Origin of the sequence: Pyramidobacter piscolens W5455 (genome assembly GCF_000177335.1) — a bacterium.
Lineage (GTDB): Bacteria > Synergistota > Synergistia > Synergistales > Dethiosulfovibrionaceae > Pyramidobacter > Pyramidobacter piscolens.
The window spans coordinates 1-24675 of the sequence record NZ_ADFP01000053.1; the positions used below are offsets into that span (position 1 = coordinate 1).

General features: G+C 62.0%; 22 protein-coding genes. 18 read left to right on the forward strand and 4 right to left on the reverse strand.

Annotation, left to right across the window (positions count from 1 at the left end):
* The 3 genes from HMPREF7215_RS04805 to HMPREF7215_RS04815 form a co-directional block, all read right to left on the reverse strand.
* Nucleotides 1-1371 (reverse strand): MATE family efflux transporter (locus HMPREF7215_RS04805; protein WP_009164552.1); only part of this gene is annotated, 1371 nt, incomplete at its 3' end.
* A 1-nt stretch (nt 1372) separates the two neighbouring features.
* Nucleotides 1373-1792 carry a nickel-responsive transcriptional regulator NikR gene (nikR, locus tag HMPREF7215_RS04810; RefSeq protein ID WP_009164553.1) on the reverse strand — a complete coding sequence of 140 codons (420 nt, stop codon included), beginning with the start codon at nt 1790-1792 and terminating at the stop codon, nt 1373-1375.
* Entirely contained in the window at nt 1768-2646 is an 879-nt protein-coding gene (locus tag HMPREF7215_RS04815) for a papain-like cysteine protease family protein (protein ID WP_009164554.1), read from the reverse strand. Before HMPREF7215_RS04815 ends, nikR begins: the two co-directional genes overlap by 25 nt.
* Nucleotides 2647-2832: 186 nt before the next feature.
* On the opposite strand from HMPREF7215_RS04815, the gene fumC reads away from it, so the two are divergent.
* The 18 genes from fumC to HMPREF7215_RS04900 all read left to right on the forward strand — a co-directional run bounded on the left by fumC (nt 2833) and on the right by HMPREF7215_RS04900 (nt 22839).
* A complete protein-coding gene (gene fumC / locus HMPREF7215_RS04820; RefSeq protein WP_009164555.1) occupies nt 2833-4248 on the forward strand; it encodes a class II fumarate hydratase in 1416 nt (471 codons plus the stop codon).
* 7 nt (nt 4249-4255) lie between these two features.
* On the forward strand, nt 4256-5086 hold the full coding sequence (locus HMPREF7215_RS04825) for a M55 family metallopeptidase (RefSeq protein WP_009164556.1): 831 nt from the start codon (nt 4256-4258) through the stop codon (nt 5084-5086).
* A gap of 191 nt (nt 5087-5277) precedes the next feature.
* The gene (locus HMPREF7215_RS04830) at nt 5278-6762 is read left to right on the forward strand and encodes an NAD(P)/FAD-dependent oxidoreductase (RefSeq protein WP_009164558.1); all 1485 of its coding nucleotides are present in this window, start codon (nt 5278-5280) and stop codon (nt 6760-6762) included.
* The gene (locus HMPREF7215_RS04835; RefSeq protein WP_009164559.1) at nt 6759-8000 is read left to right on the forward strand and encodes an NAD(P)/FAD-dependent oxidoreductase; all 1242 of its coding nucleotides are present in this window, start codon (nt 6759-6761) and stop codon (nt 7998-8000) included. Before HMPREF7215_RS04830 ends, HMPREF7215_RS04835 begins: the two co-directional genes overlap by 4 nt.
* Nucleotides 7997-8377: a DUF1667 domain-containing protein gene (locus HMPREF7215_RS04840; protein WP_009164560.1), complete on the forward strand. Its 381-nt coding sequence runs from the start codon at nt 7997-7999 to the stop codon at nt 8375-8377. The genes HMPREF7215_RS04835 and HMPREF7215_RS04840 overlap by 4 nt, the downstream gene beginning before the upstream one ends.
* 52 nt (nt 8378-8429) lie before the next feature.
* On the forward strand, nt 8430-8684 hold the full coding sequence (locus HMPREF7215_RS04845) for a hypothetical protein (RefSeq protein ID WP_040550521.1): 255 nt from the start codon (nt 8430-8432) through the stop codon (nt 8682-8684).
* A gap of 422 nt (nt 8685-9106) precedes the next feature.
* Nucleotides 9107-9340 (forward strand): FeoA family protein, encoded by a 234-nt coding sequence (locus HMPREF7215_RS04850; RefSeq protein ID WP_009164562.1) that lies wholly within the window; start codon nt 9107-9109, stop codon nt 9338-9340.
* An 88-nt stretch (nt 9341-9428) separates the two neighbouring features.
* Complete coding sequence (locus HMPREF7215_RS04855) at nt 9429-9662, forward strand: FeoA family protein (protein ID WP_009164563.1); 234 nt, start codon at nt 9429-9431, stop codon at nt 9660-9662.
* Nucleotides 9662-12166, forward strand: a complete 2505-nt coding sequence (gene feoB, locus HMPREF7215_RS04860) for a ferrous iron transport protein B (RefSeq protein WP_009164564.1) — start codon at nt 9662-9664, stop codon at nt 12164-12166. The genes HMPREF7215_RS04855 and feoB overlap by 1 nt, the downstream gene beginning before the upstream one ends.
* A 91-nt stretch (nt 12167-12257) precedes the next feature.
* Nucleotides 12258-12578 (forward strand): hypothetical protein, encoded by a 321-nt coding sequence (locus HMPREF7215_RS04865; RefSeq protein WP_009164565.1) that lies wholly within the window; start codon nt 12258-12260, stop codon nt 12576-12578.
* Nucleotides 12579-12639: 61 nt separating this feature from the next.
* On the forward strand, nt 12640-13434 hold the full coding sequence (locus tag HMPREF7215_RS04870; protein ID WP_040550522.1) for a DUF4198 domain-containing protein: 795 nt from the start codon (nt 12640-12642) through the stop codon (nt 13432-13434).
* 43 nt (nt 13435-13477) lie between these two features.
* Nucleotides 13478-13627, forward strand: a complete 150-nt coding sequence (locus HMPREF7215_RS12765) for a FeoB-associated Cys-rich membrane protein (protein ID WP_009164567.1) — start codon at nt 13478-13480, stop codon at nt 13625-13627.
* A gap of 76 nt (nt 13628-13703) precedes the next feature.
* Nucleotides 13704-14519, forward strand: a complete 816-nt coding sequence (locus HMPREF7215_RS04875) for a DUF4198 domain-containing protein (RefSeq protein ID WP_009164568.1) — start codon at nt 13704-13706, stop codon at nt 14517-14519.
* Between the two features lie 578 nt (nt 14520-15097).
* Nucleotides 15098-17860 (forward strand): isoleucine--tRNA ligase, encoded by a 2763-nt coding sequence (ileS, locus tag HMPREF7215_RS04880; RefSeq protein WP_009164569.1) that lies wholly within the window; start codon nt 15098-15100, stop codon nt 17858-17860.
* Between the two features lie 118 nt (nt 17861-17978).
* Nucleotides 17979-18923 (forward strand): RluA family pseudouridine synthase, encoded by a 945-nt coding sequence (locus HMPREF7215_RS04885; RefSeq protein ID WP_232205524.1) that lies wholly within the window; start codon nt 17979-17981, stop codon nt 18921-18923.
* 159 nt (nt 18924-19082) lie between these two features.
* Nucleotides 19083-20054 (forward strand): TAXI family TRAP transporter solute-binding subunit, encoded by a 972-nt coding sequence (locus HMPREF7215_RS04890; RefSeq protein WP_009164571.1) that lies wholly within the window; start codon nt 19083-19085, stop codon nt 20052-20054.
* 103 nt (nt 20055-20157) lie between these two features.
* Nucleotides 20158-22098, forward strand: a complete 1941-nt coding sequence (locus tag HMPREF7215_RS04895) for a TRAP transporter permease (RefSeq protein WP_198004561.1) — start codon at nt 20158-20160, stop codon at nt 22096-22098.
* A gap of 99 nt (nt 22099-22197) precedes the next feature.
* Complete coding sequence (locus HMPREF7215_RS04900) at nt 22198-22839, forward strand: histidine phosphatase family protein (protein WP_040550524.1); 642 nt, start codon at nt 22198-22200, stop codon at nt 22837-22839.
* 135 nt (nt 22840-22974) lie between these two features.
* Here HMPREF7215_RS04900 and HMPREF7215_RS04905 read toward each other — a convergent pair whose 3' ends face one another.
* On the reverse strand, nt 22975-24624 hold the full coding sequence (locus HMPREF7215_RS04905) for an NFACT family protein (RefSeq protein ID WP_009164575.1): 1650 nt from the start codon (nt 24622-24624) through the stop codon (nt 22975-22977).
* Between the last annotated feature and the right edge of the window lie 51 nt (nt 24625-24675).

Genomic DNA, 24675 nt, shown 5'->3' on the forward strand with positions numbered 1-24675 from the left:
GGCGGAAGCCTTTATCCTGGCCTCGGAATTTTCCGTTCGGCGCAGGTTCCGCACCTCGCGGCGCAGCAGCAGCATGGCGGCGAGGCCGCCGACAAGGTCGATGGCGGGAAAGATGATCCAAACGCCGTCGACGCCGAGAAATCTCGGCAGGATGACGATCAGGGCGATGCCGACGAGCTGGCGGATCAGATTGAAGCAAAAAGACGTCCGCGCCCGTCCGAGCGCCTCGAGCGTATAGCCGACGATGATCACGGCGGCGCTGAAGGGAAGGGCGGCATAGCCGATGCGTATGCAGCGCGCCGCGAGGACGATCAGCGCGGGATCATCGTCGGTGAAGAAGGAGACCAGTTTCTCGGCCCAGAGCATCGCCGTTGCTTCGGATAAAATGTAGTAGCCGATCGAGAGCCGCAGCGCGATCTTCACCGTTTCGCGCAGGCGGTCCCAGCGGCGCGCGCCGTAGTTGTAGCCGATGATGGGCATGGCGCCTTCGCCGATGCCGGTGACGGGCATGAAAAGCAGACTGTCGAGGCCGAAGAAGATGCCCATGGCGGAGATGGCCATCTCGCCGCCGTATTGCCCCAGCAGCAGATTGAACGCCACCAGCATGACCGAAAAGAAGATGTTGATCAGAAAGGGCGACACCCCCACCGCGCAGGTTTCGGCCAGCACCCGCCAACGCGGCCTGAACCGATCGGGAGAGAGCCGCAGCGCGCCGCGGCGCCGCGCGTAAAAAGTCAGCAGCCAGAGAAAGGCGAAAATCTGCGCTCCGGCGGTCCCCCAGGCGGCGCCGGCCACGCCCATGCCGAGCCCGGCGATGAACCACCAGTCCAGGGCGACGTTGAACAACGAGCCGAGCACCATCGCCCACATGGCATGGCGCGGATGGCCTTCGGCCCGCATGGCGGCGATCAGAACCATGCTGAGAAACTGAACGGGAATGGCCGGCCCGGTGATTTTCAGGTAGGTCTCCGTCAGCGGCGCGATACGCTCCGTGGCGCCGCACAGCCTGACGATCGCCGGGATGTTGGACAGCAGCAGCGGCGCCGTCAGGGCTAGGAAAAAGACGGAGGCCGTGACGCCGTTGCCGAGCGCGATCTCGGCCCGTTCCTGATCCTGCGCGCCGAGATCGCGCGAGATCTGCGAAGCCGTGCCGACGCCGATCAGGGCGCTGAAGGCGACGACCAGCAGAATGATGGGGAAGACGACGGAAATGGCGGCCAGCCCCTCGGCGCCGACGTAATGGCCGATGAAGACGCGGTCGACGATATTGTAAAGCGCGTTGGCCAGCACCCCGAGCGTGGCCGGCAGGGCGAAGCGGAGGATCAGGCGGGGAATGGGCGCGCTGCCCATCAGACTGGAAGCGTCGGGCATCTCAGACCAGGACGGCGATCACCGGATTGACCGAGCTGACGGCCTTGAGCGCGCGCAGCGAGGCGATGAATTCCTTCACGCTTTCCACGTCGCCGCGGACGATGACAGTCTCGAGACAATGATCATGATCGGCGTGGACGTGGGTGGTGCACACGATGATGTCGCCGAAATCGTGCTGAAGGCCGGTAAGGCGCGCCGTCACGTCGTTGCTGTGATGATTGTAGGTGAGCGTGATCGTGCCGTAGACTTGCCCCGATCCTTTCTGCCAGGTGTCGCGGCTGACATACTCGCGGATCAGCTGGCGCAGCGCCTCCGAGCGGTTGGGCAGGCCGGCGTTCTCGAGGCGCTTGTCAAAACTCTGCAGAAGGTTCTCCGGAACGGCGACGCCGAAACGGATCAGCGGTTCTTTTTCACGGTGCATGGCCACAAGTCTCCTTCCTTTCGGGGCGGACGGGCGACGACCCAGGGCTGGGTGCATTCGTCCCGTTCCATGACGAAAATGTCGTACCAGGTGCTGTAAAACTTGTCGATGTGTTCCACGACGTAGCCGTCCTGGCAGTGGTCGGCGGTGTCGTGCGGATCGGCGAGGATCAGCACGCCGTGGGCGGGGTTGCCCGTGCCCATGTCGTCGTAGCCGATGATCACCCGCCAGTGCGCGCCCCAGTCGATGTTCTCGACCATGATCGGAGCGCCGTCGCGCAACGTTCGGCGGCAAAAACGCGCGAAGCTGTCCAGCGTCGGGAAGCTTTTGGCCTCGGCGCAACGCCACGGATTGTAGGGCGCGGCGTCCTGCGGCGCTTTGGCGGCGAAAGGCAGATTCGATGCCACGTCCCAGCCGATCGCCTCGAAGAAATGGACCAGATCCTTGACCGGGATCGGGCGGCGCGACTCCGTCGGCAGGCCGTGAAAGGCCGCCATCTTGTCGGCGATCTCCAGCTCCCGCCAGTCGTGATAGCCGAAGTGGTACATGACCATCAGCGCCACGGCCGAGGCGCAGCTGTAATCGCGCGTCTGCTGGTAGGTGCGGAAACAGGGCAGGATCGTGCGCGAGCCTTGGCTGTACATGTGATAAAAGTCCAGCGCGGGAAAATAAGGCGAGTTGGGGCAGTCGGCCGCTTTGAAAAAGGCCGACGCGTCCGATTCGAGGTTGTAGCCTTCGGGCACGTGAATGATCGGATCGGCGTTCCACCGCGTCGCGACAATGGCTGCCTCGTGCCGGGTCAGTTCCCACAGCGGCGGGAGCGGCAGTTTCTCTTTTTCTGCATGTGCTGCCATCGACGCATTCCTCCTTTGCAAATAAAAGCCTGCGGCATAATTTCTTATTTTAGCGCAAAGAACGCCATTCGTGGCGGATGATTTGAGCGGAAAACAAAAAAATCGTTCCGCGCCGCCGCGCCCGTTTCGTGGTACACTTTGCCCAGAGAATCTTTTCGTCAACGGAAAGAAAGGAGCAAGTTATCCATGGATTCCCGCATCGAAAGAGACAGCATGGGCGAGATCGCCGTCCCCGCCGAGCGTCACTGGGGCGCGCAGACGCAGCGCAGCTACGAGAACTTCCGCATCGGCACGGAGACGATGCCGCGCGGGATCATCGAAGCCTTCCTGATCCTCAAGAAAGCCGCCGCCGCGGCCAACGGCCGCCTTGGCGCGCTCGACGCCGAAACCGCCGCGGCGATCATGCACGCCGCCGACGAGCTGCTGGCCGGCGGCCGCTGGGACGAATTCCCGCTCAAGGTCTGGCAGACGGGCAGCGGCACCCAGAGCAACATGAACGTCAACGAAGTGATCGCCCATCTTGCTTCCGAGCATTTGGGGCGGAAGATCCATCCCAACGACCACGTCAACCGCAGCCAGAGCAGCAACGACACGTTTCCCACGGCGCTGCACGTCGCCGCCGTGCTGACCGTGGAAAAGGGAGTGCTTCCCGCGCTGGAAAAGATGCGCGAGTGTTTGCGGGCCAAGTCGGAACGATACATGGATCTGGTCAAGATCGGCCGCACGCACCTGCAGGACGCCACGCCGCTGACGCTGGGACAGGAGATCGGCGGCTGGGCGCGCATGCTCGAACGCTGCCAGGCCATGATCATGACCGCCGTCGAGTTCATGAAGGATCTGGCCCTCGGCGGTACGGCCGTGGGCACCGGCCTGAACGCGCCCGAACAGTTCGGCAGATTCGCGGCGCAGGAGATCGGCGACATCACCGGCGTGGATTTCCGCACCGCGCCCAACAAGTTCCACTCGCTCACCAGCCGCGACGAGATCGTGGCGCTGCACGGCGCGCTCAAGGCGCTGGCCGCCGATCTGATGAAGATCGCCAACGACGTGCGCTGGCTCGCTTCCGGCCCGCGCTGCGGCCTCGGCGAGCTGAAGATCCCCGCGAACGAGCCGGGAAGTTCGATCATGCCCGGCAAGGTCAATCCCACCCAGTGCGAGGCCGTGACCATGGTGGCCGTGCAGGTGATGGGCAACGACGCGGCCGTGGGCTTCGCGGCGTCGCAGGGCAACTTCGAGCTGAACGTGTTTCTGCCCGTGATCGCTTACAACTTTTTGCAAAGCTGCCGCCTGCTCGGCGACGCGATGAACTCCTTCACCGACCATTGCCTGGCCGGACTGGAGGCCGACGAGGCGCGCATCGCCGAGAACCTGAGCCGCAGCCTGATGCTGGTCACGGCGCTGGCGCCGAAGATCGGCTACGACAAGGCCGCCGAGATCGCCAAAAAAGCCGACCGCGAAGGCACGACGCTGCGCGAAGCGGCGCTGGCGCTTGGGTACCTGTCGGCCAAGGAATTCGACGCGACCGTCCGCCCCGAACTGATGGTCGGCCGCCCCGTGAGGGCTGCGGAGCCTCCCGCCGCGAAATCGGCGGAAAAGGAGTAGCCGCCCGATGAGAATTTTTATCAGCGCCGACATGGAAGGCGCCACGGGCGTCACGTCCATCGCGCAGTGCGACAGCCGCCGTCCGGAATACGCTTTCGGCTGCAGGATGCAGCAGCGCGACGTGCTCGCGGCGGTGCGCGGCGCGCTGGACGGCGGCGCCGACGAGGTGATCGTCAACGACGCTCACAGTCACATGACCAATCTGGACATCGGCGAGTGGCCGAAGGGGGCGCGGCTGACCAGCGGCTCGCCCAAAACGCTGGGCATGATGGAAGGCTTCGACGAGTGCGACGGCATCTTCTTCCTCTGTTACCACGCCATGGCCGGCACGCGGTGCGCGGTGCTGGATCACACCATCGATCCGAACGTGGTTTACAGCGTGAAACTGAACGGCCTTGAAGTGGGCGAGATCGGGATCAACGCCGCGGCCGCTTCCGGCAAAAAAATCCCCGTGGCGTTGGTGACCGGCGACGACGCCGCCTGCCGCGAAGCCCGCGCCCTGTGGGGCGACACAGCCGTCACCGCCGCGGTGAAAAAGGCTCGCGGCCGCCTGGCCGCGACCTGCCTGGGACCGGAAGAGACTTACAAGATCATTTACGACGCGGCCATCAAGGCGGCGCAGCTGGTGCGCGGCAAAAAAGCGCCCGTGCTGGACTTCGCTCCGTCCTGGATCGCCGAGATCGCTTTTCTCAAGACCGCTCAATGCGATGTCGCCGCAACGCTGCCGTTCGTCGAGCGCCTCGACGGCCGCCGCGTCCGCTTCGGCGGCTCCGACTCCGTGGAAATGCGCCGCTGCGTCAGCGCCGTGCTCGATCTGGCGGGGACCGCGCCATTCTAACGCTGAAAGTATGGGCCGATTCCGTCCGCGGCGACGGGATCGGCTTTTTGCAGCCTATGAGATTCTGGGACAGGACGCCGAAAAAACGTCGTTCCGCGCTGCAATAAGCCGTCAGCTTTTGTTCGGTGCGGCGCCCTTGTGTTCGAATTTTTGATGAAGAAACAGCGCGACAATCTTTGGGGGGATGGCAATTGAAGACAGACTATGACGTGGTCGTCGTCGGAGGCGGCGTGGTGGGGTGCGCCGTGGCACGGGGGCTGGCGCAGTATCGCATCGGCGCCTGTCTCGTCGAACGCGAGCTTGACGTGTCGCTAGGCACAAGCTGCCGCAATAGCGGCGTGCTCCACTCGGGCATCAACTACAAGCCGGGCACGCTCCGCGCTGAACTGGCCGTGCGCGGCAACGCCATGATGGACGATCTGTGCCGCGACTTGAAGGTGAAAATCCGGCGCATCGGCAAGCTGACAGTCGCCCTTGACAGAGACGATCTGCCCGGCATCGAACGTCTTCACGCTCAGGGGCAGGCCAACGGCGTGCCGGGCCTGGAGATCATCGGTCCGGCGCGCATGCGTCAGATCCAGCCCGACGTACAGGGGATCGCGGCGCTGTGGTCGCCGACCAGCGCGATCATCTCGCCTTACGGCCTGACGATCGCCCTCGCCGAAAACGCCAAGGCCAACGGCGTCGACATCCGTCTCGATTGGCCGGTGGCGAACGTGAACGTGCTGCCGCAGGGGCGCGGCTTTGAAGTGAGAAACGATCGCGGCGACATGCTCACCTGCCGAGTGCTGGTGAATGCGGCGGGACTTTTTGCGGCGAAAATCTGCGAGATGGTGGGCATCGGGGATTATCGCATTTATCCCTGCCGCGGCGAGTACTATGTGCTCGACAAGCGCCTCGGCGGTTCGTTGCGCACGCTGATCTACCCCACGCCGAATCCGAAAAACCCCGGCCTAGGCATTCACCTGACGCCGACGGTGGACGGCAATATCCTTATCGGGCCGAGCGCCGATTATCAGGATTCGCTTCGCTGGACCGGAAACGAAGCGCCGGTCATGGCGTCGCTGCGTGACGAAGGGCTCAAGCTGTTGCCCGACATCCACGTGTCCGATTATATCCGTACGTTCGCCGGCCTGCGCGCCAAGCGGACGCCGCCGGAAGTCGGCGGCAACGCCGATTTCGTGATCGAGGACCGCCCTGACGTGAAAGGCTTCATCAACGTGCTCGGCATCGAGAGCCCGGGGCTGACCAGTTCTCCTGCGATCGCGGAGATGGTGCTCGGTTTTGTGGGAAATCATCTGGAACTGCGGCGCACCCCGGATTTCAACGGCGCACGTCCTGGCAACGCTCTGTCGTTCAGCGAGCGCAGTCCCGAGGAACGCGCCGACATGATCGCTGCGGATCCGGATTACGGCGAAATGATCTGTCGCTGCGAGGGCGTCAGCAAACGCGAAGTGCTGGACGCGCTCGACAATCCGCTGGGCGCGCGAGCCTTCGTCAGCCTCAAGTACCGTTCCCGCGTCTCCATGGGGCGATGCCAGGGCGGCTTCTGTTTTCCCCGTATCGTCCGCCTGCTGCGCGAGGAGTTCGATTGGGAGTGGGAGGACTTTGTGGATCACAGCGCTGCGTCCGCCATGTTTTCAGGCTGTGCGCTCGGCGGGGGTGAAGACCGGTGATCGGGGAAAGACACTGCGGCGTCGCCGTGATCGGCGGCGGTCCCGCCGGCCTGGCGGCGGCCATCTCGGCCTGCGAGGCCGGTTGCCGCGACGTGGTACTGGTCGAGCGCGACCGGCTCTTGGGCGGTATTCTCAATCAGTGTATCCATGACGGTTTCGGCCTGCATCGTTTCGGCGAGGCCATGACCGGTCCCGAGTACGCCCAGCGCGACATCGACCGCTTCGGCGAATTGGGGCTCGAGGCCATGACCGAGTCGATGGTATTGGAACTTTCGAAGGAGCGCGAGCTGCTCGTCAGCCGTCGCGGCGAGATGGTCCGACTCAGAGCGGACGCCGTCGTGCTGGCCATGGGGTGCCGCGAGCGCCCGCGCGGCGCTCTGTCGATCCCCGGCACGCGTCCGGCGGGCATTTACACGGCCGGGGCCGCGCAGAATCTTGTCAATCTCGAAAACCTGATGCCCGGCAAAAAGATCTGCATCCTCGGCTCCGGCGACATCGGCCTGATCATGGCACGCCGCATGACCTTGGAGGGAGCCGGCGTCGAGGCGGTTTTCGAACTGCTGCCCTACTCAAGCGGCCTGCCGCGCAACATCCAGCAATGTCTGAACGATTACGGCATTCCCCTTTATCTGAGCACGACCGTGACCGATATCGTCGGCGACGACCGCCTCGAAGCCGTGCAGGTGTCGCGGGTGGACGAAAAACGCCGCCCCATCCCCGGTACGGAGCGAATTTTCGAGTGCGATACTCTGTTGCTGTCCGTCGGGCTGATCCCCGAAAACGAACTGACGCGCATGGCCGGCATCGAAATGAATCCTGCGACCGGCGGTGCGGCGGTGGATGACGACTTTATGACCAGCGTCCCCGGCATTTTCTCGTGCGGCAACGTGCTGCACGTGCACGATCTGGTGGATTGGGTCTCTCTGGAGGCGGCCGAAGCGGGGGCCCGCGCGGCGGCTTATGCTCTCGGACGATCTCCTTGCAGAGAGAGCATCGTCGTTCGTCCCGGCGCCGGCGTGCGTTACACTACGCCTTCGCGGATCAGCGGCGAAAAAGACGTGTCCATTGCGTTCCGTCTCGTTTCTCCCGATCGTGACCGCTGTCTCGTCGTGAGCGCCGATGGCCGTGAGATCCTGCGCGAAAAACGGGTGCGCCTTCATCCGGCCGTGATGGAACATCTCGGAGTCAGGGCCGCTGATCTGAAGGGCTGCTGCAGTTTGGAGGTGTCGGTGCAGTGAGCGAACGCCGCGAATATACTTGTATCGTCTGTCCCAATGGCTGTCCTCTGCAAGTCGAGACGAGCGGCGGCGAAAAAGCGAAGCTTGTTTCGGTGACGGGCAATCTGTGTCCGCGCGGCGCCAGATGGGCGAAGCAGGAAGTGGAGGACCCGCGCCGTACCATTGCCACGAACGTGCTGGTGGAGGGCGGCACGCTGCCCGTGGCGAGCGTGCGCACGCTTGATGCCGTCCCGTTGAAGGACATCATGGCCGTGCGCGAAAGCCTGAAAGGAATCGTGCTCCATGCGCCGGTCCGGGCGGGCGACATCGTGGCCGATCATCCGGCCGGAGTCCCTTGCCGCGTCGCCGTCACGCGCCATGTGCCTCGCAAGGGCTGATTTTTCGTGATGAAATAGAATTTATGAAGTAAGGGGCTTGCGAAAATTCCGGATGGATTTCGCGAGCCCCTTTGTATTCGCACCGGTTGATTCTAAACTCTTGATAAAAAAACTTAACATGGCCCGCTGGCCCCCCGAGGGCGCTCTGGCGCTCAGGACGATCTCGCCTGCGGCGCAGTTCGTGGTGCGGATCTCCCTCGAGGCGCTCTCCCTGCCCAGCGTTTCAATCAAGAAGGAGTACAAGATTTTTGGAAGGCGGGGCGGCGGATTTGTCATTGAACACGACGAGAAATCCCGTTCTTATTGACAGGAAAGAAATCAGTTGTTAGAATCTTGGTAAGTTATGTATAACTAACTCAAGTCGGATTCCTGATGATTCCGGAAAGCGGTGGATGCTTTGTTCCGAATTCAGTTGATTGCCATCGATACGGTCAAGCGAGCGACTGCCGCGGAACGAAAAAGACTCATCGAGCGTGGGCTCGCTGCACGGAACGGGATCGCGCTTCTGTGACGCTGATGCGCCTGTTTTGAACAGAAAAATGCATCGGCTCTGAAGCATTGCATCGTGAGAAAGCAGGAAAAAGACAAAGAACAAGAGATCCGCCGTCGATAAGTTCCATTAAGAATTCAGTAAGAATACGAATGTGCGCATGCGGAGACCCAGTGCAGGATCCGAGACGGGAAGGTCTCTCCGAAAAACGAATGCCGCGCAGTTTCAGGAGGTTTCCCATGTTCCCTCTCTCTTTGGCGCCGCTGAACGTCGATCTGAAAATCGTCAATCCCGGCGGCGACGCAAGAATGTCCAAGCGCCTCGAAAGCCTGGGATTGAGCGAAGGCAGCATCCTCACCCTTCTGCAGGAACGGGACGGCGACGTCATCGTCCGGCCGGCGGGAGGCGCGAGCAGCCTGGCGCTGGACCAAAACGTCGCCGCGCGCCTGATGGTGACCGTGAACGACTCGTAATTTTTCGCGGGGCCGGCGGGAAGATGGACCGCGTGCGCGGCGGAAATTCCGAACGCACGCTTTTACTGTTTCGAGAGAGGTGCAGACGATGAACGAAACGACGTTGGCGGAACTGGCTCCGGGAGAATCGGGGCGAATCGTGAAGATCGAGGGCAGAGGGATCCTCGCCCAGAGGCTGGTGGACATGGGGCTGTATCCCGGCGTCGCCGCGAAGGTCGTCCGCCGCGCGCCCCTCGGCGACCCGATCGAGGTGGACGCCGAAGGCGCGCTGGTCAATCTGCGCCGCGAAGAAGCGCGTTTCGTGAAAGTGAAAAAACTCTGATGGCAAAGAAGATCATCGCCCTCGCGGGACAGCCGAACTGCGGCAAATCGACCGTCTTCAACAGCCTGACGGGAGCGAAACAGTTCGTGGCCAATTATCCCGGCGTCACCGTCGACAAGATGATGGGCTGGTATAAACGAAACGGCGAAGACGTGGAAGTCATCGACCTTCCCGGCACGTACAGCCTGACCTCCTATTCCCCCGAAGAGCGCGTCACGCGCGACGTGCTCCTCCACGAGCCGCTTTCCGCCGTCGTGAACGTGATGGACGCCGCCAATCTGAAGCGCAGCCTGTATCTCACGCTTCAGCTCCTGGAAATGGAGATTCCTCTTATCCTTGACCTGAACATGATGGACGTGGCCGAAAAGCTCGGCGTTTCCATCGACGTTCAGGGACTTTCCGAAGAGCTCGGCGCGCCGGCCGTGACGACGGCCATCACGCAGGGACGCGGGCGCGAAGAACTGCTGCAGGCCGTCGCCGACATGTCGCGGTCGAACGGCCGCACGAGCCTCGCCGCTTCCGAGCTCTATCCCGACCTGAAAGACGCCCTGAACGATCTTGCATCCTTGCTGGCCCACGAGAAAAAACTGAAAGGCGATTTCCCCGTCTCGTGGATCGCCGTCAAGCTGATGGAAGGCGACCCCGCCGTCGCCGCGCTGGTGCGCGCCCAAGCCGAAGAGAACGAAGCCGTGCTCGCACGGGCGGAAGAATGGCGCGCGCAGTTCGAACGGGAAAAGGGCGTCGGAGCCGACGTCTACGTCTCCGGCCAGCGCAGCCGCAAAGCCGCTTCCATCGCCAGACGCTTCGCTACCAAGAAGGCGTCCGCCAAGGCGCCCATTTCCGAGCGCATCGACCGGGCCGTCTGCAACAAGTTTTTCGGCCCCGTGTTCCTTCTCTTCGTCGTCTACGGGTTCTACTATCTTTCCTTCGTCCAGGGCTACAATCTCACCCATTACACGTGGCCCGTCCTCGCCGGCGTCCGCAGCTTTGCGGAAAGAATCCTTCCGCAGCCCGGGCTCATCGAGCTGCCCATGCTGCGGGAGTTCGTGCTCTGGATCGTGGACAATCTCAACGCGCTTTTCAACTATATCCCGATCTTCTTCATCCTCTTCGCGCTCATCGCCGTGCTGGAAGACAGCGGCTACATGCCGCGCATCGCGTTCGTCCTGGACCGCATCCTGAGCCGTTTCGGGCTGCACGGGCAGTCAACGCTGCCGATGATCCTCGGCGGCGTGGTCCTGGGCGGCTGCGCCGTTCCGGCGGTCATGGCCACCAAGGGAATCCCCGACGAGAAGTCGAAGCTGGCGACAATCCTGACGCTCCCCATGCTCAACTGCCAGGCGAAACTGCCGCTGTATTTCCTGCTCATCGGCATCTACTTCAACGAGACGGTGCGCCTGCCGCTATTGGGAGACATCAACCAGCAGAGCATCGTGATCGTTTTCATCCAGACGATCAGTCTGCTCTTCGTGCTGCCCATCGCCAAGATCCTTTCGATGACGGTGCTGAAGCACAAGGAAACGGCGCCGTTCATCATGGAGATGCCGCCCTATCACATCCCCACGCTTCGCGGCGTTTTAGGGCGGGCGGTCGAGCGGATCTGGCTGTACGTCCGCAAGATCACCACCGTCGTCGCTGCGGTCGCCGTGGTCCTCTTCGTCCTGCTGCGTTTCCCCGGGCTGTCCCCGGAGCGCCGCGCCCATTACGAGGCGGAGAAAGATCGCGCCGTCAAAGCCTTCCTCGACGCGGCGAAAGACAAAAAATTCGGACGGAGCCTCAAAAGCGAAGACGACGTCCTGAGACTGATTCTTTACCAGCAGGGTTATAAGGAACTGCTCAAGTCCGGGGCCTCCGCCGAGAAGAAAAAAGCTTACGGCCTCCGGAATCCCGATTTCTTCGAGATCGTCCAGAACAGGAAGGATCCTGGAGCGAAGGCGCTTGAAAAGGAGCTCAAAAAGCTGATCGTTTTCCGAACGAACGCGCTGACGGCCATCCGCAAGGAACGCATCGACAACAGCCTGCTCGGGAAAACGGGCCGCGCCCTAGAACCCGTCTCGCGGTACGCCGGCTTCAACTGGCGCGTCAACGTCGCCGTGCTGAGCACTCTGGCGGCAAAGGAAAACAGCGTCTCTACCCTGGGCGCCCTTTATATCAAAGAATCGGGCGACGACGGCCCGAAAAACGCCGACACGCTGGAACAGCGCATGAAGCGTCAGGAAGAAAAACTTACGCCCCTGCACGCCATGGCCCTGATGCTCTTTATGGTCCTCTGTCCGCCCTGCCTGCCCACGATCATGGCTATTCGCGTGCAGACCGGCTCCACTAAATGGATGCTCTTCGCGTTTTTCGTGCCGCTCGTCCTCGGGCTGCTCGCCGCCGTGCTCGTTTTTTCCGGCGGCTCCGCCCTCGGCCTGACCGGATTTCAGGCGATGTGGATCTTCTACCTGATCCCGCTGACCCTGACGATCCTGCTGGGGCTGATCAAAACCAAGAGGACCTATTGACCTGTCCCGAAAAGGCGCGCATATACTGCGGCAGACTGCGGCATTCCCCGCCGCTGGACTGACATACAAAATTCAAACGGAGGTTTTGAGGATGAACAGAAAGTTGTGGACTGGCGTCATAACGGCCTTCTTCATCGCGGCGCTCGCCGGCGCCGTTCTGGCCCATACCCCGCTTTTCTCCTGCTGGGACAACGGCGACGGCACGCTCTCGTGCGAGGGCGGCTTCTCCGACGGCTCATCGGCCGCGAACATCCCCATCCGCGTCGCCGACGAGAAGGGCGAGGTCGTGTTCGAAGGCAAGCTGGACGAGAGCGGCGAGCTGACGTTCGGCAAGCCGCAGGGCGTTTTCTCCGTCACCTTCGACGGCGGCCCCGGGCACACTCTCACCGTCAAGAGCGGCGACATCAAGTAAGGCGGCCTGATTGAATCAGGCCAGGATACTGATTTCAAAAAAGAAAAGGAGCGTATCGTACGTGAAAAAAGCGGCCCTGTTGTCGATATGCGCGCTGTTTGCCGCGGTTCTCCCCGCTTCGGCGCACTTCCAGATGCTCTATACCCCCGAGATGATTCTGGACAAAGGCGGAGAGATTCCCCTGAAGCTTGTGTTCACCCATCCTTTTGAGGCCGGACACACGATGGACATGGAGACCCCGCAGGGGTTCTTTGTCGTGAACAAGCAAAAGAAGACGGATCTGCTCAAGACGCTGAAGCCCATCACCTGGACGAGCCTGGAGAACAAGGGCAGGGGCTTTGAGACTTCTTTCAAGATGAGAGGTATGGGCGATTACGTCTTCTGTCTGGTCCCGGCTCCTTATTTCGAAAAGAGCGAGGACATCTATATCCAACAAATCACCAAAATGATCGTAAACAACGGCAGTCTCCCCACGGAGTGGGATGCCGACATGGGGCTCAAGGCGGAGATCGTGCCCTTGGACAAGCCCTATGCGATCTGGGCCGGCGGGATGTTCCGCGGCGTCGTGAAGAGCGAAGGGAAGCCGGTCCCCTTCGCCGAGGTCGAGGTGGAGTACATGAACCATCGCCCCGACCTGAAGAAGAACGCCTTCGAAAGGAAGGGCGCGGTCTCCGCTCCCCACGACGCCTTTGTGACTCTGACGATCAAGGCCGACGCCAACGGCACGTTCGCTTTCGCCATGCCCAAGGAGGGCTGGTGGGGATTTGCCGCTCTGGGCGTCGGCCCCGATACGGAATTCAAGGGCAAGGAGCTCTCGCAGGATGCGGTGATTTGGGTTCAGGCTGCCAAGATGTAGTTCGTTGAGGCACTCTACGGCAGAGAGAGGAGGTTTTCAGACCATGGGCGCACAGGAGCTGATCGTTGTCCTGATCGCGCTTGCCGCCGGAGGATACCTGCTTCGCGGCTGGATCGTTTCCGCACGGCAGGGACGCTGCGGCGGGTGCGGATGTGGGTGTGGGGGCAGAAAATGCCCTCCGGACGAGGAATAATCGAGGGAGTTTCGTCCCTCTCGAAAGAATCGACATGACATTCGATGTATACACAACACTAAGGAGGAGAATTTTCATGCGCAAGATTTTTTCCGTACTGCTTGCAGGGGCGTTTTTTGCGGCTTCTTTCGGCGTTTCCGCCGAGGCTCACGAGTTCTGGGTGAACGCCGAGTATAAGGACGGCCTTCTCAAGGCCGATTTGGGCTACGGGCACGAGTATCCCGATCCCGAACCCATTGCCGCGGACCGTACGCATCTCTTCGAGCCCTTGAAGCTCATTACCGCCGAGGGCGCGACGGAGATGGCCCAGACCGGCGCCGACAACTTCCACTACGAGGCGGCGGCCGACCTGAAAAAAGGCGACTATTTGGTGATCGGCAACTACAAGCCCACTTTCTGGGCCAAAGGAGCGGAAGGATGGAAACAGGCGGACAAGGCCAAGTACAAGGAACTGACGAAGGCCGATGCGACTTATGCCGAGGAAGCGGCGATGTACGCCAAGCTCGTCCTGAATCTTGACGGCGCCGAGGGGATGGATGTCATCACCAAGCCGGTGGGACAGCGTCTGGAGATGGTGCCGCAGGTGAATCCGGCGACGGTGAAGCCGGGACAGCGCTTCCCCGTTCTGATACTCGTCGACGGCAAACCGGCCAAGACGGCGGAAGTGAAAGCCGTTTACGCGGGTTTTGCCGGCGACACGAAGGACGGCGATCCCGCCAACGAGTACAAGGCGTTCTATGGGCGTACCGACCTGAAAGGCATTATCAACATCATTCCCTCGAAAGCCGGCTATTGGAACGCCTCTGTGGAAGTGAAAGTGCCTTATGCCGACAAGACCGTCGCCGACGAGTCCGTCCTGGTATCCCGTCTGACGTTCATGATCGCGGAGTGATCCCGGTTTCACGAGAACGACGAATTCTTATACTATTTCTTGATAAAACGCATGAACACAGTTTACGGGGCGCTGCGGGGAAGTTCAGTCGCTCGGAACTCCTTCGACTGCTGCGCAGCTCGCCTTGTGAATCTTCCTCGCCGCGCCTCTGTGTTCGGCCTTTTAATTGAGAAATAGTATGAATCTTACCGCAAACGAGCGGCCCCGCCATTTCTCTTTCAAGGCGGGGCCGCTTTTCAATCAGCGATGGTTGGGGGAGCGTTCGATGAGTCGAGATTCCGGCGCGAAAATAATTGACGAAGCAGAGCGGGACTGCTAAAATCACATTCAACACTACTTATTGCGGAGGTGGAGAGGATGTATGCGGCTGAGCGGCAGTACAAAGGCGTCATTATTATTATAGCGGCGGCCGATGCATCGTGTTCTCTTCCTCTGACGACGCTATAATTTGTCGTGGAGCAATACAGGGAGGACGGGGCGCGGCTCTTTCCTCCCTGTTGTTTTTGCGGTGTGTTCGGACGGGTTCATGAGTTCCGCCTGTGACGCGGAGCACAATTTAAATCAAGAGGTGAGGCATCATGTCGGTTGACTACAAATCGACGCTTCAACTGCCGGTGACCGAGTTTCCCATGCGCGCCGGCTTGGCGAAGAAAGAACCGGAAACGGTCAAGTTCTGGGAACGGAACGGGATTTACAAAAAAATGCTGGAGCGCAACAAGGACCGCCGTTCCTTCATGTTCCACGACGGGCCGCCCTACGCCAACGGGGCGATCCACATCGGCCACGCGCTCAACAAGTCGCTGAAGGATTTCATCGTCAAGTACAAGTCGATGCGCGGCTACTACGTGCCTTACGTGCCGGGCTGGGATACGCACGGACTGCCCATCGAACTGAAAGTGCTCAAGGACGAGCACTTGAACAAGGACACGACGCCGGCGCTCGAGCTCCGCTCCGAGTGCCACGACTACGCGCTCAAATGGGTGGACGTGCAGCGCGAAGGCATGAAGCGCCTGGGTTGCTTCTCGCTCTGGGACGAACCGTATTTGACGCTCAAGCCCGAGTTCGAGGCCCGCGAGCTCGAGACGTTGGCCACGATCGTGGAGAAAGGTTTCGTCTACCGCGGCACCAAGCCCGTGTACTGGTGCATCGACTGCCAGACCGCCGAAGCCGCGGCGGAGATCGAGTACGCCGACGTCTCGTCGCCCTCGGTGTTCGTCGCCTACCAGATGGACGACGACGTGGCGGAGCGTTTCCCTGCGCTGAAAGGACGCGACGTGAACGTCGTGGTCTGGACGACGACGCCCTGGACGCTGCCTGCCAGCCGCGCCGTGACGCTGAACGCCAACTTCGACTACTCTTTTTTCGAGGTGGGCGACAAAGTTTACCTGATCGCCGACGGCATGGCCGATTCGGTGTCGCGCGACACCGGGCTCGATTTCTCGAAACGCCTGCTGGCCGTCAAGGGTAAAGACCTGGAATTGCTCAGCGCCAATCATCCCATGTATCCCTGCAAGACGCCGCTCGTGTTGGCTCCGTACGTCACGCTCGACGCCGGCACCGGCTGCGTCCACACGGCGCCCGCCTACGGCGTCGAGGACTTCGAGACGGGGCAGCGCTATCACGTCGAAAACTACAATCCCGTCGACGCCACGGGACATTACAAGCCCGACACGCCCGTCGTCGCCGGCCTGGATCTGGACAAGGGCGGCCGCAAGGCGCTGGAAGTGATCGAAGCCAACGGCCGTTTGCTCGGCCTGAAGAAGATTTCGCACTCTTATCCGCACTGCTGGCGCTGTCACAAGCCCGTCATTTTCCGCTCCACGCCGCAGTGGTTCATCGACGTCGCCGCGTTCAAGAAACGCGCCCTCGACGTGATCGATAACGAGGTGAAATGGATTCCCGGCTGGGGGCACGACCGCATTTACAACATGGTGTCGGAGCGCTCCGATTGGTGCATCAGCCGCCAGCGCGTGTGGGGCGTGCCGATCCCGGCGTTCGAGTGCGAGGACTGCCACGAGACGATCCTCGATGCCGCCCGTATCCGCCGCGTCGCGGAAAAAGTCGCCGGGGCCGGTTCCGACGTCTGGTGGGCGAGCGCGCCCGAAGATCTGCTCGGCGATCTGGCGGTCTGCCCTCACTGCGGCAGTCATCATCTGAAGAAGGGCGAAGACATTCTCGACGTATGGTTCGATTCCGGCGCGAGCCACTTCTCCGTCATGGACGTTCCCAGCCGTCCTTATCTGAGCTGGCCGACCGACCTTTATCTCGAAGGGGCCGATCAGCACCGCGGCTGGTTCCAGACTTCGCTGCTCACTTCCGTGGCTGTGGCCGGAAAGGCGCCGTACCGGGCCGTCCTCACGCATGGCTTCATCGTCGACGAACAGGGGCGCAAGATGTCCAAGTCGCTGCAGAACGGCGTCGCCCCCGAGAGGATCACGAATCGCGACGGCGCTGACATCCTGCGCCTGTGGGTGGCTTCCGCCGACTATCGCAGCGACGTGCACATCTCCGACGGCATCATCAAAAACCTGTCGGAGGAATACCGCCGCATCCGCAACACGGCCCGCTTCATGCTCGGCAACCTGAACGGCTTCGATCCGGCCAGGGATTCCGTGCCGTTCGACAAGATGCCCGAGTTCGACCGCTGGGCCATGTCGTTGCTGAACCGCGTCGTCGAGCGCGTGACGGAAGGTTTTGAGGCATATGATTTCCACATGCCCATCACCGTCATTCATCAGTTCTGCGTCGGCGAGCTGAGCTCGTTCTATCTCGACGCCAGCAAGGACCGCCTCTACGCCGACGAGGCGAACGGCCTGAGCCGGCGCGCCTGCCAGACGGTGATGTGGAAGACCGTCTGCGCGCTGGCGCGCATGCTCGCGCCCGTGATCAGCTTCACCGCCGAGGAGATCTGGCAGCAACTGCGCACGATCGACGCTTCGCTGGCCGAGAGCGTCTTTCTGGGCGGCTGGCCGGAAGCGGACGCCGCCGAAACGGACGGCGCGCTCGTGGAGAAGTGGGAAAAGGTGCAGTTCCTGCGCGGTCTCGTCAGCAAAGCGCTGGAAGCCGAGCGCGCCGCCGGCAAGATCGGCCAGGCGCTCGAAGCCCGCGTCGCCGTGGCCGCACCCGAGTTCTACAAAAACGCCATGAGCGCCGAGGGCTGGGCGATGGTGTGCATCACGTCGGGCTTCGAGTTCGGCGAGACGGTGGAAAGCGACGGCGACATCCGCGTCGAAGTGTTCCCCGCCAAAGGCACGAAGTGCCCGCGCTGCTGGAAGTACGAAGAGACGTCGCACGCCGAAGGGCTCTGCTGCCGCTGCGCGTGCGTCATCGAGAAAAAGTAGTCTGAAATAAATTAAAACGCCGAAAATGTTCCACGTGGAACATTTTCGGCGGACGGGGTACAATGAAAGGAGCGAAGAACCTTCACTCCTTTTTTATGACGGAGTGGTGATCGGTCGAATGGAAAAAATGAACGGCGAAATTTACGAGCTGGCTGTCCCCGAAGAGGATTCCGGCGCGCGCCTCGACCTTTTTCTCGCCGGCGAGCTTTCGCTGTCGCGCAGCCGCGCCCGAAGCCTGATCGACGGAGGCGCCGTCAGTTCCGGACAGGTGAAAAAGATTCGCCCGGCCTTCAAAATTCAACCCGGTCAGATTTACCGCGTGGAAATTCCCGAGGCCGCGCCGGCGGAGATCGCGGCGCAGGATATGCCCTTTGACGTGGTCTACGAGGACGACGACGTGATCGTGGTCAACAAACCGGCGGGCGTGGTCGTGCATCCCGGCGCCGGACGTCCCGACGGCACGCTGGTCAACGGCCTGATGTTCCGCTATCCCGAGATCGGCCGCATCGGAGATTCCGTGCGGCCGGGAATCGTTCACCGTCTCGACGTGGGCACGTCGGGGCTGATGGTCGTGGCCCGCAGCGACGCGGCTTTTCGCGGCCTGACGGAAGCGTTCCAGGCGCACGAGGTGCTCAAGGAATATCTGGGGCTTGGCGTCGGCGCGCTGAAAGCGCCCGAGGGCACGGTGGACGCGCCGATCGGCCGCGATCCTCGCAATCGTTTGAAAATGTGCGTCTCTTGGGACGGGCGCGACGCCGTGACCGACTACAAAGTCCTTTGGACGCGGGCGCGCTGCAATCTGATCAGGGTGCGGCTGCATACGGGGCGCACTCACCAGATCCGCGTGCACATGCGCGCGCTGGGCTGCTCGCTCGACGGCGATACGCTTTACGGCCCCAAGGATCCGGCGCAGCATATTCTCAAAGACCGCGTCTTTCTGCATTCGTGGCGGCTGGGCTTTCGCCATCCCGTCAGCGGCGAACGGCTCGAGTTCCGCGCCCCGCTGCCGCCGGAGCTGATCGCGGCGCTGCGCGTGCCGCTGTCGCAGCCCGAAGACGCGTGACGGCTGAAATATTTTATCGGCGCCGAAAATATTCCCGCTGTAGGAAATGCGCGCGTTCTGCCGCGTCGATTGAAAAGTTTATTTTATTATAGTATAGTAAGCCTGCTCGTTATTCCGAGGCCTCCCGCGCGGGAGCCTCTCGATCGCAAGGAGGAAAAAATGAGAAGAAGCGCATGGGCCGCTTTGGCCGTCGGCGCAGCGTTGACTGTGGGGGCCGCGGCTTCGTTCGCGGCCGAGGGCAAGATTTCCGGCAGCTTTCTGATGGGAACGGGCAGCGCCACGGGGAATTATTATTCCTTCGGCAGCGTGCTCGCGCAGGTCATCAACACTCATACCGGGGCCAACATCACCGTCAGTTCCACGGGCGGCTCGGTGGAGAACGTGCGCCTTCTCAAAAAGGGCGAAAACGAGATGGCGCTGGTGCAGACGGATGTGAACAGTTACGCGCTGAACGGCGTGGAGCAGTTCGCCAGCGGCGCGGTGACGAATTTCTCGGCGATCACGGCCTGCTATCCCGAAATGGTGCAGATCGTGGCGAGCAAATCCAGCGGCATCAAGAGCGTGGCCGACATGCGCGGCAAGCGCATCTGCGTGGGCGCGGTCGGTTCGGGCTATGAAGTGGCGGCCCGCCAGATCCTCGGCATCTACGGCATGAGCTACGACGACATCGACGAGCGTTTCCTGAGCCAGTCGGAGGGCAAGAACGCTCTTCAGGACGACCAGATCGACGCGTTCTTCATGTGCTCGGGCTATCCCAACGCCAACGTGACGGAGCTGTCGCTGATGGGCAAGATCGAAGTGATCTCCATCGACGACGGGCATTTGAAGCTGCTGCAGGAGAAGTACCCGTTCTACGCGCCGTTCACGACGCCCGACGATCAGTACAATCTTGGCCATCCGGTCACGTCGGTGGCGGTGATGTCGATGCTGGTGGTCCTGAACGAGATCGGCGACGACGACGTGTACGCGATGACGGCGGCGATCTACGATCATCTCGACGAGATCCGCGCGCTCAACAAGAAGGGCGAATACATGTCGCTCGAAGGCGCCTTCCGCGGCATCCCCGGCAACATCCATCCCGGCGCGGCGCGTTTCTACGAGGAGAAGGGGCTCGCGGTCCCCGGCAGGTAAACGGCGTTTTATTTCATGATGTGATCCGGACGGTTCGACAGGAGTTGTGTTCATTGCGGGCCGTCCGCTTTTTTTTTGAAGGGAGAGGCGGCGCTTGAGTTTTTTGAGCCGAAAGAAACTGAACGAGGTCCCGCAGGACGTCGATCTGTCCGAATTGGAGCGCGATTCGCGCTATCGCGTCTTTTCCGGCGGCATGAAAGTCTTTCTCACGGTCGTGCTGACGTGTTTCGCGCTGTTCCAGCTTTACGCTTCGCTGAGCGGGCGGCTGCCGCAGCAGATTTTGCGCTACGGGCACCTGGGGTTCGCCATCAGCCTGGCGTTTATCATCTATCCGACGACGAAAAAGTCGAGCCGCCGCAGGGTGAATCCTCTGGACGTGCTCTTCGCGCTGGCGTTTCTGGCGGTGATCGGCTACTTTATCGGCAACTTCAAGGCGCTGCAGCTGCGCGCCGGCGAGTATACGACGCTTGACACGGTGATGGCGGGGCTGGGCGTTTTTCTGGTGCTGCTGGCCTGCTGGCGCGTGGTCGGCCCGCCGATCGTGATCATCGCCTCGTGCTTCATGCTGTACGGCCTGATGGGCGCGCGCGGTCTTTTCGCCGTGCAGATGCCGGGTTTTCTGGCGCAGCGCGGCTATCAGCTGCCGCGGATCATCACGCATCTTTTCATCACCACGGAGGGCGTGATCGGCAACCCGATCGGCGTGTGCTCGACGTACATTTTCCTGTTCATCCTTTTCGGTTCCTGTCTCGAAAAGACGGGCATCGGACAATTCTTCATCGACCTGGCCAACGCGCTGGCCGGCTGGGCCGTGGGCGGCCCGGCCAAGGTGGCGGTGCTTTCGTCGGCGCTGCAGGGCACGGTCTCCGGTTCTTCGGTGGCGAACACCGTGTCGACCGGGTCCTTCACGATCCCGCTGATGAAGTCGCTGGGCTACGAGCCGGAGTTCGCCGGCGCGGTGGAGGCGGCGGCCTCGACGGGCGGACAGATCATGCCGCCGGTGATGGGCTCGGCGGCGTTCCTGATCGCCGAATCGGTGGGGATCTCCTACTCGCAGCTGATGCTGGTGGCGCTGATCCCGGCGCTGCTGTACTTTTCGGGCATCTGGATCATGGTGGATTTCGAGGCGCGCCGCAAGGGGCTGAAGGGGCTGCCGCGCGAAAAGCTGCCGCCCGCCAGGCCGCTGCTTCTGCAAAAGGGGCATCTCGTGCTGCCGCTGGCCGCCATCATCTACTTCATGCTGTCGGGTTTCACGATCACGCGCTCGGCGCTGTGGGGCATCGCGATCGCCGCGCTGGTGCCGTTTTTGAGAAAGAGCACATGGGTCTCGCCGAAACAGATCCTCGAAGCGCTGCCGCTGGCGGCGCGCAACATCGTCTCCGTGGCGACGGCCTGCTCGACGGCGGGCATCATCGTCGGCATGGTGACGCTGACGGGGCTGGGCCAGCGGATCGGCGGCGGCATGTTCCAGGTTGTGGGCGGCAACGTGTTCCTCGGGCTGATGTGCGCGATGATCACGTCGCTGGTGCTGGGCATGGGCGTATCGACCACGTCGAACTACATCATCACTTCGACGGTGGCGGCGCCGATCCTCATCCATCTGGGCATCCCGCTGCTGGCGGCGCACATGTTCTGCTTCTACTTCGGCATCATCGCCGACATCACGCCGCCGGTGGCGCTGGCGGCCTACGCCGGTTCGGCCATCGCCAAGGGCAATCCGTTCAAAACGGGCGTCAACGCTTCGAAGCTGGCGATCGCGGCCTTCCTCGTGCCGTACATGTTTGCGCTCAACCCGAAGCTGATCATGATCGACGGCACGTTCCTCGAAGCGCTGCCGATGATCGCCACGGCGCTTGTCGGCCTGTTCGGCATCGGCGGCGGCCTGATTGGCTACATCGACGCGCCGATCGAATCTTACTGGCGGCTGTTGATGATCGCCGGCGGCCTGGGACTGCTGATTCCCGGCACGGTCAGCGACCTGATCGGCGCGGCCGTGATCCTGGCGGTTTACTTCTTCACGCGACGCAAAAGAGCAAGCGGATAAAAATTAGGCCGACGACGTTCCACGTCGCCGGCCTGTCTGGGAAGAAAACGAACGCGGTTCGCGCGGCGTTTGGCGAAAAATGGAAAGGAACGAACCGAAATGAGAATTTTTATGGTGCGCCACGGAGAGACGAAATGGAACCGCGAGGGGCGCTTTCAGGGGCAGATGGATATCCCGTTGAACGAGACGGGATTGGCGCAGGCGGACCGCGCCGCGGAACGTTTCCGCGGCTTTCCGCTGGAGGCGGTGTTCGTTTCGCCGCTGTCGCGCGCCCGCGTCACGGGCGAGAAGATCTTCGCCGCGGCGCGGTGCGAGAATTTCGTGGCCGATCCCGGCTTGATGGAGATCAACCACGGCGCGTGGGAAGGGCTGACGTTCGACGAGGTTTCCGCGCGGTACGGCGCGCTTTTGGAACAGTGGCGCTCGCGTCCCGAAGGCGTGCGGATGCCCGGCCCCGGCGGCGAATCGCTGGAAGACGTGCAGCGGCGCGCCGTCGCCGCGCTGGAGCGCACGGCGCTGAACTGTCGCGGCGACACGCTGCTGGCCACGCACGACGCCGTGCTCAAAACGCTGATCTGTCATTTCCTCGGCGTGCCGCTGGCTCATTACTGGCGGCTGAAAATCCCCAACTGCAGCGTCTCCTACGTCGAGTTTCTCGACGGCACGCCGCAGGTCGGCCTGCTGGGCGACGTCAGCCACCTCGGCGGCGGCTTCGACAGCTTTGTCTCGAAGAGCCTGTAAGGGTGTTTGCGGCGGGAATAGGGCCGTATTCGAAAAGAGCGAAAAAGGCACGGCGATCCGAAGATCGCCGTGCCTTTTTCCGTGTCGTTTTTTTCGAGCTTTTGCGTTTTGGGCACGTCTTTTGTTTGAACGCGGTCAGCGGCGTTCGATGATTTCTTTCCAGTCGTTGGGACCGACGAGGACGGTGCTGGGGCGCTTGTAGGTGACGTTGGCGGGGCCGCCGCCCTGGATGTGGCGGACCTGCTTCTTTTCGGCGTAATCGACGACCGAACTGCGGTCGCCGCATTCGCTGTAACGCAGCGCCAGCGACGCGGCGGCGCGCACGGCGCGTTCCCGCTCCGCCGCGTCGGCGGGGGGATTCTTGAGGATCACATGCGAGCCGGGGAACTCGTGCACGTGGAACCACAGGTCGTCGGGCGCTGCTTCCTGAAACGTGACATACCGGTTGCCGCGCTCGTTCATGCCCACCAGGATCAGGCTGTCGCCCAAAGCGAAGCGCAGATGGGGCGGCAACGTTTTTTTCGCTTTGCGGGCGCGGGCGTCCTTTTCTTTTTTGCGGCCGTCGTCGTATTGCTGGGCTATCTGTTCGCACAGTTCCGTCAGTTTTTCCGCGCTGGCGACGCGCTTCAAATTAGCTTCCAGCGCGGCGAGATCGTTCAATTCCGTTTGCAACGCGGCGACGCGCTCTCTGACGACGGCCACGTCGGTGCGGAATTTCTGGTATCTCTTGAAATAGAGTTTTGCGTTGCCCTGAAGGTCGAGCGCGGGATTCAGCTTGACCTCGACGGTTTTTTCTCCGTCGGCGTCCCAGTATTTCAGCGTGACAAAGTCCTGATGTTCTCTGACCTTGCCGAGATTTTGCAGGAGCGCTTCGCCGGCGGCCCGATAGACGTCGCAGTTTTCGGCCTTTTGGATCTGGCTGAGCAGATCGCCGACGTGCTTGGCGCGCCGGCCGCGCTGGCGCTCGAGGATCTTCAGCGCTTTGGCGGCGAGGGTTTTCAGCGCGCGGCGCTCGATCTCGCCGGCGATGTAGGCGCGGCAGAAATCCAATCCAGCGCCGTCGTAAACTTCGGCGCCCGGCAGCGCCGCGCCGAGGGCGGTCAGATATTTGCCGAAGCGCTGAAAGATTTTCGGCTCGCCGAACAGCGCCGCGCGGACCATGTCTTTGCAGCCGTTTTGCCAAAGCCGCGTCAGTTCGTTCGCCAGCGGCCGGCCGATGCCGAGCGGCGCTTTCAGGAACGCCGTCAGTTCGGCGTCGCTCATGCCGGGACGGGGCAGCTCTCCCGGAATGGGCGGCGGCGGCGCGTAGGGCGCGCCGGGGACGATGGAACGATAGCGGTTCACTTCCGGGTACACGTGTTTGGCCGCTTCGAGGATGACGCCGTTCTCGTCGGTGAAGAGCGCGTTGCTCATGCGGCCCGTGAGTTCCAGGACCAGCGTCAGTTCCCTGCTGATGCCGCCGCCGACGAAGCGCTGGAATTCCATCGTCAGCACGCGGTCGCCAGGGACGCATTTCACGTCCGTCATCGAGCCGCCGCCGAGATGCCGCTGCAGCCCCATCGCGAACGGCGTCTTCACGCTCTGGCTGCGTAGGTCGCGCAGCTCGTCGGAGCCGATCCGGCAGATGCCGAAAGTTTCCGGATTCCACGTGAAAAAAATCGAGCCGGCGTTTTTGAAGGTCAAAGCGCACCAGTCGCTTCCCGCTTCGATGCGCTGCAGCTGGCAACCGACGCAACGCCGAAGCTCCGGCGCCAACGCGCTGATAAGTTCCGGTCCGTAGTTCATGATTCAGTTCTCCTTGAATAATAAAATCTCGCTGCCGCAGGTAGAGTATCT

Coding starts and splice junctions, on each gene's coding strand:
- nikR (WP_009164553.1), bottom strand. CDS start 1,792: ATGCACCGTGAAAAAGAACCGCTGATCCGTTTCGGCGTCGCCGTTCCG.
- HMPREF7215_RS04815 (WP_009164554.1), bottom strand. CDS start 2,646: ATGGCAGCACATGCAGAAAAAGAGAAACTGCCGCTCCCGCCGCTGTGG.
- fumC (WP_009164555.1), top strand. CDS start 2,833: ATGGATTCCCGCATCGAAAGAGACAGCATGGGCGAGATCGCCGTCCCC.
- HMPREF7215_RS04825 (WP_009164556.1), top strand. CDS start 4,256: ATGAGAATTTTTATCAGCGCCGACATGGAAGGCGCCACGGGCGTCACG.
- HMPREF7215_RS04845 (WP_040550521.1), top strand. CDS start 8,430: ATGGATTTCGCGAGCCCCTTTGTATTCGCACCGGTTGATTCTAAACTC.
- HMPREF7215_RS04850 (WP_009164562.1), top strand. CDS start 9,107: ATGTTCCCTCTCTCTTTGGCGCCGCTGAACGTCGATCTGAAAATCGTC.
- HMPREF7215_RS04855 (WP_009164563.1), top strand. CDS start 9,429: ATGAACGAAACGACGTTGGCGGAACTGGCTCCGGGAGAATCGGGGCGA.
- feoB (WP_009164564.1), top strand. CDS start 9,662: ATGGCAAAGAAGATCATCGCCCTCGCGGGACAGCCGAACTGCGGCAAA.
- HMPREF7215_RS04865 (WP_009164565.1), top strand. CDS start 12,258: ATGAACAGAAAGTTGTGGACTGGCGTCATAACGGCCTTCTTCATCGCG.
- HMPREF7215_RS12765 (WP_009164567.1), top strand. CDS start 13,478: ATGGGCGCACAGGAGCTGATCGTTGTCCTGATCGCGCTTGCCGCCGGA.
- HMPREF7215_RS04875 (WP_009164568.1), top strand. CDS start 13,704: ATGCGCAAGATTTTTTCCGTACTGCTTGCAGGGGCGTTTTTTGCGGCT.
- ileS (WP_009164569.1), top strand. CDS start 15,098: ATGTCGGTTGACTACAAATCGACGCTTCAACTGCCGGTGACCGAGTTT.
- HMPREF7215_RS04885 (WP_232205524.1), top strand. CDS start 17,979: ATGGAAAAAATGAACGGCGAAATTTACGAGCTGGCTGTCCCCGAAGAG.
- HMPREF7215_RS04890 (WP_009164571.1), top strand. CDS start 19,083: ATGAGAAGAAGCGCATGGGCCGCTTTGGCCGTCGGCGCAGCGTTGACT.
- HMPREF7215_RS04900 (WP_040550524.1), top strand. CDS start 22,198: ATGAGAATTTTTATGGTGCGCCACGGAGAGACGAAATGGAACCGCGAG.
- HMPREF7215_RS04905 (WP_009164575.1), bottom strand. CDS start 24,624: ATGAACTACGGACCGGAACTTATCAGCGCGTTGGCGCCGGAGCTTCGG.